This is a genomic window from Microcystis sp. M_QC_C_20170808_M3Col (genome assembly GCF_007095505.1).
In the GTDB taxonomy this organism is placed as follows: Bacteria; Cyanobacteriota; Cyanobacteriia; order Cyanobacteriales; family Microcystaceae; genus Microcystis.
Map to the genome: position 1 here is coordinate 1 of NZ_SFBY01000227.1, position 8466 is coordinate 8466.

The 8466-nt window shown below is 42.3% G+C and carries 7 protein-coding genes and 1 pseudogene; 7 read left to right on the plus strand and 1 reads right to left on the minus strand.

Annotated elements, in window-relative coordinates; genetic code table 11:
- From EWV84_RS10110 to EWV84_RS10135, 6 genes and pseudogenes are all read left to right on the plus strand, one after another.
- Nucleotides 1–262, plus strand: a pseudogene (locus EWV84_RS10110) (IS1 family transposase); the annotation flags it as partial.
- 516 nt (nucleotides 263–778) lie between these two features.
- Nucleotides 779–1057: a hypothetical protein gene (locus EWV84_RS10115; protein WP_287077889.1), complete on the plus strand. Its 279-nt coding sequence runs from the start codon at nucleotides 779–781 to the stop codon at nucleotides 1055–1057.
- Nucleotides 1058–1366: 309 nt separating this feature from the next.
- Nucleotides 1367–2770 carry a diaminopimelate decarboxylase gene (gene lysA, locus EWV84_RS10120; RefSeq protein WP_287077890.1) on the plus strand — a complete coding sequence of 468 codons (1404 nt, stop codon included), beginning with the start codon at nucleotides 1367–1369 and terminating at the stop codon, nucleotides 2768–2770.
- Between the two features lie 21 nt (nucleotides 2771–2791).
- On the plus strand, nucleotides 2792–3709 hold the full coding sequence (gene cdaA / locus EWV84_RS10125) for a diadenylate cyclase CdaA (protein WP_287077891.1): 918 nt from the start codon (nucleotides 2792–2794) through the stop codon (nucleotides 3707–3709).
- Nucleotides 3706–4455 carry a polyprenyl diphosphate synthase gene (uppS, locus tag EWV84_RS10130; RefSeq protein WP_286824071.1) on the plus strand — a complete coding sequence of 250 codons (750 nt, stop codon included), beginning with the start codon at nucleotides 3706–3708 and terminating at the stop codon, nucleotides 4453–4455. Before cdaA ends, uppS begins: the two co-directional genes overlap by 4 nt.
- A 240-nt stretch (nucleotides 4456–4695) precedes the next feature.
- Complete coding sequence (locus tag EWV84_RS10135; RefSeq protein ID WP_002738222.1) at nucleotides 4696–5010, plus strand: DUF1825 family protein; 315 nt, start codon at nucleotides 4696–4698, stop codon at nucleotides 5008–5010.
- A 261-nt stretch (nucleotides 5011–5271) separates the two neighbouring features.
- On the opposite strand, the gene EWV84_RS10140 is transcribed toward EWV84_RS10135, so the two are convergent.
- Nucleotides 5272–8304, minus strand: a complete 3033-nt coding sequence (locus tag EWV84_RS10140; RefSeq protein ID WP_287077893.1) for an Eco57I restriction-modification methylase domain-containing protein — start codon at nucleotides 8302–8304, stop codon at nucleotides 5272–5274.
- On the opposite strand from EWV84_RS10140, the gene EWV84_RS10145 reads away from it, so the two are divergent.
- The coding region (locus EWV84_RS10145) for a hypothetical protein (protein ID WP_287077894.1) at nucleotides 8261–8466 on the plus strand (206 nt) is incomplete at its 3' end. The two genes, EWV84_RS10140 and EWV84_RS10145, sit on opposite strands and share 44 nt — an antisense overlap.

An 8466-nucleotide genomic window follows, 5' to 3' on the forward strand; every position in this document is an offset into this window, starting at 1 on the left:
CCTATAAGACAGTAATTCCCAGTAAACGTCATCGACCGGTTGGTCAAGAAACTGGTCAAACTAATCATATTGAAAGATTAAATAATACCTTTCGACAAAGGATTTCTCGACTGGTGAGAGAGAGTCTATCTTTCTCTAAAAAAATGGAGAATCACGTTGGGGAACCTTTTGGTATTTTATCCATGACTACAATGCACAGCAAAGCAAAGGATTAAGCCGCCATCACTACTACCGAATCACCACCTATTACCCACTTGGCTAAGTGGACGTGACCAGGGAAAAAGAAAAAACAACTATTGGGACAACCGCTACAAAAACAGCGTAGCCCATCAATATCAAATAGGAATCAGCAACTACACCCGTAAGCTAGGGGAAATGATAGAAGATTACGATCTATGGATACAGGAAATTGAAAAAGAACTCTACTCACTGGTTAACGCTCCAATCTTCAAAGCCTATAACGAGACCTTTGATCAATTCGGATTCGGATTAAGAGTCAGAGCCATTCTCTTAAGCCTAGTTTACCCATTCGAGCGATTCTCATCAATCGGGGCATTCAAACGCCGAATAGGAGGAACCAAAGACGAAATAAGCTCAGGAAAATCAATCGCATGGAAAACAGGAGTAGGTTCTAAGCTATGCAGAACAGAACTCTATCTATGGGTTTACACAGTGATCTGCAAACGAACCAACCGACTCTAAAATCGGCAAATTAATCGCCCAGAAATATGACCAATGGATTCTAGAGACAGAAAACCCAGAAGCACTGGAATCCAAAATGCGATCAAGAATGCAATCGGAAGCATTGGAAAAAGTCAAAGAAGCCTTGGTAAAATCCATTAGCCCCCTGATTCCACAATCAGAAAAGGGAAATCTAGCCTCAATAATGGGTTTAATCGAAATAACCCTAAAATCCACAATATCCGAAAACACCAGCACCAATAAACTGAAAATGAACAAGAAAGAAGCAAAAAGACGGTTACATAATCTAATAATGGCGAAAACGGCTAATTATGCACCACGTTGGCTATATCGTTCACTCAAGGAGAAACTATAGCAAATAATGGGTTATTTAGGACGCTTTCAATTTTCAAACTCTTATCTGAACAGGGTTTCAGCGATGGATTGTCCTAAGCACCTTGGTCTTTGCTATAAAATAAATTAAACCCCCAGATCAATAAAAACCCCTAGCAAATCCTGTTAGGGGTTTTTACTTATCAGAAAAGAAATAACAACTTGTCGTAAAGTGAAAGAGAGAACTATTTTGGCTATCTAGATCACCAACGGTCAAAATTCCCTTGACTGAATCGGTGATGGGCAGAGATTGTCACAAAAATTATCGATTTCTTGACAAAAAACACCGATCATGCTATCAACTGAACCTAAAATCAGCAATTCCGGACAAAAATATTTAGCCTATCAAGATTGTCTATCTCCGAATCAAACCCTGTTCCCCCTGACAGCCAAGGTTAATAACCGCGATTGTCTAGAAATCGCTGGTTGTGATGTCACGACTCTAGTGGAACGTTTCGGTTCACCCTTGTATATTGTCGATGAAGTCACCCTCCGCACAGCCTGTCGTCAATACCTGCAAGGTTTCCAGACTCATTATCCCGGAGAATCTAGGGTAATTTATGCCTCGAAAGCGTGGAATTGCCTGGCTGTATCGGCCGTGGTCGCTAGGGAGGGATTAGGTTTTGATGTGGTGTCGGCCGGAGAAATTCACACGGTGTTAACCGCTTTAGACCAGATCAATAAAACCGATGTGCCGATCTACTTTCATGGTAATAACAAATCGATCGCCGAGTTAGAATATGCGATCGAGCATAACTGCATTATTATCGTTGATAACTGGCTAGAGTTAGAAAATCTGGTTAAATTAGGCGAAAATCGTCCTGATACCCCTATTCCGATCCTGTTGCGTTTAACCCCCGGTATCGAGTGCCACACCCACGAATATATTCGCACGGGTCACTTAGACAGTAAATTTGGTTTTGACCCCCATCAAATCGAAGCGGTATTTGACTATGTTTTAGCTCATCCGGTGCTGAATTGTCTAGGTTTACACGCTCACATCGGTTCCCAGATTTTTGAACGTCAACCCCACCAAGACTTAGCCGCTGTGTTGGCAGATTGGTTTAAATTAGGTTTAGAACGGGGTTTACCCCTAGAGCAATTAAATGTGGGTGGTGGTTTAGGGATTCGCTACCTCGAAAGTGATGACCCCCCAAGTATCGAGGAATGGGTGCAAGCGGTGTCCTTAGCAGTGGCCAAAGCTTGTCAGGAAAGAGGTATCGCTTATCCCCTGCTCATTGCCGAACCGGGACGCTCTCTGATTGCCACCGCTTGCGTAACGGCCTATACAGTGGGTAATCGCAAAGAAATCCCTGAAATCCGCACCTATATCGCCGTCGATGGCGGAATGTCCGATAATCCCCGACCGATTACCTATCAATCGGTTTACCGGGCCGTGGTCGCTAATAAAATGAGTCAAGAATGTCAGGAAGTGGTGACAATAGCTGGAAAACATTGTGAATCTGGCGATATTCTAATTAAGGATATTACGCTACCGAAAACCAACCCGGGAGATATTGTAGTGGTTTTAGCCACGGGAGCCTATAACTACAGCATGGCTTCTAATTACAACCGCTTACCCCGTCCGGCGGCGGTAATTGTCCAAAATGGAGAAGCTAATCTGATCCTTGAACGGGAAAATCTGGCGGATTTGCTGCGTCAAGACCGCTTACCCAATCGACTCTCCTTGATATAAACCTCATCGCTATCGTCCCCCATGTCGGGTTTTTTTCTGGACCCTCGCCGGTTATTGTCCTGGATTCTCAGCCATGGTCTGTCAGTCCTAGACTTTGGGTTAGTTCTCCTCCTTACCTATATGCTGCTAATTATCGGCGAGCGGCGTACCTTTTGGATGGTGCGAGGACTAATCTACTTAATGCTGGCCTCGGTGATTAGCGATGCCCTAGGATTGCGCTTGCTGGGGTTAGTCCTAGAAAAATTGAGTTTGGGGGCAGCAGTGGCGATTGCTGTGATTTTTCAGTCGGAATTCCGCCGTTTTTTAGAATTATTGGGCCAAGGTCAAGTGTGGGAATTATTTAAAAAAAGTTCCCCCACTCCCAAGACCGATAATGTCATTGATGAGTTAGTGGACGCAGTAAAGGATCTATCTCAAAATCGCACCGGCGCGCTGATGGTATTAGAAACCAGTGGCAATCTCGACACCAAGGTGTTTGTCAATCCGGGGGTGACGCTCAATGGCCAAGTATCTAAGGAATTAATTCAAACTATTTTTCAGACTAAAACTTTACTGCACGATGGGGCCGTATTTATTCGGGGCGATCGAGTGGTGGCCGCTGGTGTTATTCTACCCTTATCGGAGCGCAGTACCTCTAGGCAATTAGGCACCCGTCATCGGGCGGCCATGGGCATTACCGAAAGGCTAGATAATTGTATCTGTATTGTGGTTTCTGAGGAAACTGGCTCGATTTCCCTCGCGTCGGGGGGTAATTTGGATCGGCCCTTAACCAGTAGTAAACTAAAAGAGCTTCTCGAAGCGAAGTTTTCTCCGTCGGGAGAGGGGGAAGTGGTCGCACCGAGTTGGGGACGTTTAGGGCGTACAATTGGCTTAAAAGGTCGTCTAATCTTAGAAAAATTCTCCCGTTCGCCCAGCGCAACCCCCAAAGATAGAAAATGACTCTTAAACCGAGCTTGTCACCAGAATTACCTACGGATTTAGATAAAAACCGTTTGCCTCAGCACGTCGCAGTGATTATGGATGGGAACGGTCGTTGGGCGAAAAGTCGTGGTTTACCGCGGATTATGGGCCATCAACGGGGAGTAGATGCACTAAAAGACTTGCTGCGCTGTTGTCGTGACTGGGGGATTCCCGCTTTAACTGCTTATGCTTTTTCTACAGAAAATTGGGGTCGTCCCCTCGAGGAAGTCGAGTTTTTAATGACTCTATTCGAGCGGGTTTTGCGACGGGAATTAGAAGAAATGATGCAGCAAAATGTCAAAATTCGCTTTATTGGTAATTTATCAGTCTTGCCAGAGTCTTTAAGACGGGAAATTGCTAAATCTCACGCAGAAACTAGCAAAAATTCCGGTATTCAATTTACGGTGGCTACTAATTATGGTGGCCGAGAGGAGATCGTGCAAGCTTGTCGGGCGATCGCTCGTGAGGTGCAACAGGGTTTAGTCTCCCCAGAAGCGATCGATGAATCTCTCTTTGAACAGTATCTTTATACTGCTGGGATTCCTAACCCAGACCTGTTAATTCGCAGTAGTGGGGAAATGCGAATTAGTAATTTTTTACTCTGGCAAATGGCCTACGCGGAAATCTACGTTACTGACACCCTCTGGCCCGATTTCGATCGAGTGCAATTTCACCACGCTTTAAAAGATTATCAGGGTCGTCATCGTCGTTTTGGCAAATTATAAGGGCTGCAAGCCCAAATTGCTCGAAATAGCCACTGTGGGGCAGTTAAAGGACAGTTTTTGATTTTTCACTTTTTATCTTAAACTTCCTGGGGCAACGGTTAAACCGCGACGAGAGGGCCGTTTGTCAAGTTCTCGATTTCCCCAATACGGTAATCCGTAAATCGACTGGAGCTAGACTTTTCCCCGGCTAAAATAAAATAGGGGAGAGAATAACTATCGACGATAAGCAGTTTTAAGATTATGGGATTCTTTGACTCAGAAGTGGTTCAACAGGAAGCTAGACAGCTATTTGAAGATTACCAGTCCCTCACACAACTAGGCAGCGAGTACGGGAAATTCGATCGAGAGGGTAAAATAATCTTTATCGATAGGATGGAGGAGTTAATGGAACGCTACAAGATATTTATGAAGCGTTTTGAGTTATCTGAGGATTTTTCCGCCCAAATGACCGTAGAACAGCTAAAAACCCAATTAGGTCAATTTGGTATGACTCCCCAAATGATGTTCGACCAAATGCAGCAAACCCTTGAACGGATGAAGGCAGAGATTCGCTAAAATTGCCGATATTTATCGGGTATTGGCCGCTTTTTACCCGATAATGGCTCTCTCCAGTTTATCGCTCGGAAAATTGGGGTTGTCTGCGGTTTTTTGAGAACAATAGTCTAATAATTTTAAGTAGGTTTGCTGAATAAATCTAAAAACCTTGTCGGATAACACTTTTGGACTTTTTTGACATCAAAAAGTGCCAGCAATTGCAGTGATCCAGGGGAAAATTTAGGTACTTTTTCCCTGAAAATCGGTCAAAATCCACTTCCCCTACAGGTTTTGGTAAGCTTTGAGGGTGGCAATTTTGACGCTTTCGGAAGCGAGGGGAAAGGTACTTAATATATGCTGAAATTCTATCTCATTTAATTCATATAAGTGGGCTACTATTGCATCTAGTTTAGCCCTAATTTTTGCCCTTTCTGTCTCCTCTGTTACTCCATTTTTATGGGAACCTATTCCCACTTCTTTCGCTAATTCGTCAAATTCCTCGCTTACACAAATCAATTTCGCTGCCTTTTCCACTATCTCCTCAAAGTATCTATCTCCCTCTTTTAATCGGGGAATTTTTAAAGAACACATAAAGTGTATATCACAATGGGCAGTTATTCTTTGTCTAATTTGATAATCATTAACAAATGAATTAAAAAGGGTAGCGATATAAATTGTAACCTTGTAAGGAAGAATATTTTTAACAGTTTGGGCAGTATCAGCACAAAATCTATTTTTAGGTAAAATACAAGCAATTAGACTTCTTTGGTCTGTATTACGGGCAATTCTTCGATGCACTAAACGATAGTCTTGATAGGATAGTTTTTGATCTTTATCTTCTTGTTTTCCTAAAAGTTTCTTTCTTCCCTCATCTAAATCAATCCAATATTTAGGGGCAGCTAAATTATTATTAAATTGATGAAACATATTTCCCTGTATTAATGGTACACAATTACGAGTAGGGACTTGTTTAAACAAATAACTATCATTAGTCATATCAAATTCGCGAGTTAACTTGAGATTCCATGTATCGGGAAGGGTTTCTCCTAACAGGGGAAAACGAGACATTTTTTCGGCAATTTGAATATCTATATCCTGTTTAAATTCCATTACCGAGAGGGAATCGGGGGATAGTTTGCGGATTAAATCGACGCTAATTACTAAACTATCTTTATGGGGAAAACGTTGTAATTCCTCAACATCGTGACGCATAAACTCCACAGGAAAGGACAGAGTTTGTTTATTTTTCTCAAAAGTTAAGATAGCAATCTTAAAACTTCTATGGACGTTTTCAAAAATTGTTTTACGATTTTCAAAACAAAATAATCCTGTCACGTTTGTCTGAGAAAATAACATTTCTCGCAGTTGCTTGGTTCCTAAATCGGTATAAATTCCACTGGGAATAACCATTCCACATTCACCTTGGGGATGGAGGAGATTAAAACATTGTTCAACAAAAAGCTTATAGAGATTAATATCCGTCCCTTGCTTTTTACCATTCACAATAGAGATTTGATTTTTGTATTGTTCCGAGGAACGAAAATAGAGACTAACGTGGGGGTATTGACTTTGATAATCTAACCATGCTTGAGCAATTTCGGGATTAGTTAACAGTTTTTTCTGTTCCTTTTCAAACGTCTTGATGTCCATCTTATTTTTAGTCACCAAGTCGCTATGCTGAGAAAAAAATTCCTTCGCTTGGGGTTTAAAGACTTCCCAGGGGGGATTAGTGATAATCACATCAAAACCACCCTTTTCCGTAATCAGTTTATCGAAGTGATAACCCCAGTGGAAGGGTTTCAGGGATTGCATATCGGAGAGAGTTAGTAAACGTTTCTTTGCTTTTCCCGTTAATTGTGCGGATTCGTACTTGATTGACAACTTACCGCTAAACTCATCTAGGAGAATTTGGTTTAATTTCACCAAAGATTCGCGGTTAACATCCTCGATGTGATTGCGTAACATCTGGAGACGGTTTTCTTGGGGGGTTCCCTCCACTTCTCCCAACTGGAAAGCGTGTTCCTTGTATAATTCAATACTGCGATTTTTTTCTGCGAGAATTGCTTGATAATTTTGTGCGGTGAGAGATTGTAGGATATTTTCCTCTCCCATGAGATTAAAACTTTTTTCGTCCACGCGAATCAATCCGATGAGGGAATTTCCCGACATGATATTAAAATCAATATTCGGTAGGGGTTCCAATTCCGTCACCGATTGCGCGGCAGCAACTAAAGCGAGAAATAAACGCAGTTTTGCGATTTCTGTCGCTTCCTCCATGATATCGACACCGTAGAGGTTATCGGAAATAATCCGTTTTTTGATGTAATATCCGAGGGAAGGATGGGATTTTCTTACTGCTGCTAACCACTGTTTTAACTTGCTGTCTCCTCGCAGTTCAATTGTTCCAATTACCCCGCTATAAATCGCGATGAGAGTTTTCATCGCAGCCACTAAAAAAGCGCCGGAACCACAGGCAGGGTCTAAAATAGAAAGCTGGGGAAGAATATCTTTAATCAAAATCTCACAGAGGGGAGAATCGAGATTGATTAGTAGTTCAGAAATACTGGCAAATTGTTTGCGGGGATAAAGTTGATTGCTTCTCTCGACAATCCATTTATTAATCGTCCTATCACAGAGATATTCAGTAATCTCCGGACGGGTATAGTAAGCACCAAAAGCTTTTTGGTTGATATACTTTTCAAAGATATATCCCAAGACATCGGGGTTAATTTCGTCATCCCGTCCCCCCGGAGTGTCGTCAAGGTTCCAAGAGTAACGGGAGAATAAATCAAGGATATTCTCAAATGCTTGGTCATCAATACAAATGTTTTGATAACGATTTTCGAGGGGATGTTGGAGAAATAATCCTCCGTTAAGATATTTGACTTTTCCCACCAATGCAGTTACAGATGCGTCTCGTTGGGATTCCGGTTTTGCGAATGCTTGAAAAAATAGGGTTTGCAGAAACTGACGATAGAATAAATTTTCTCCCCGTCGTTGACTTGCTTGTAATTGATTTTGCAGATAGTTGAAGTCGTTGTCGATAAATCCCTTGCGCTGCAGGAAATAGACGAACATTAAACGGTTGAGGATAACGGAAGTGTACCATTTTCGATCGCTTTCTCGATCGATTCCTTGGATAAAGGGGAGGAACTGTAAATGCTCTCGCTGAAATTCCTGATAAAATTTCTTGGTAATCTTTTCGATATCGAAACCCTTTTGCAAGAGTTTGGCAATTTCGACTACGGAGGGTTCCCCCTCTTCAAAGTCGGTGATATCGAGAACTAATTCCGCTAGTTTACTGAGAATTGACATCCTCGCCGCCGTAAAACGGACGGCGATTCCTCACCACGCCACTTTTTTAGAATGGTCGCTGAATGGGGTTGACGCTTCACGGGATGCTGCTTCTTTAACAGAAGTCTTACGCTTTCCTCTACGTCCGTTTAAAGTCTCCGAATGTCCTCCGGCGACCTTGAT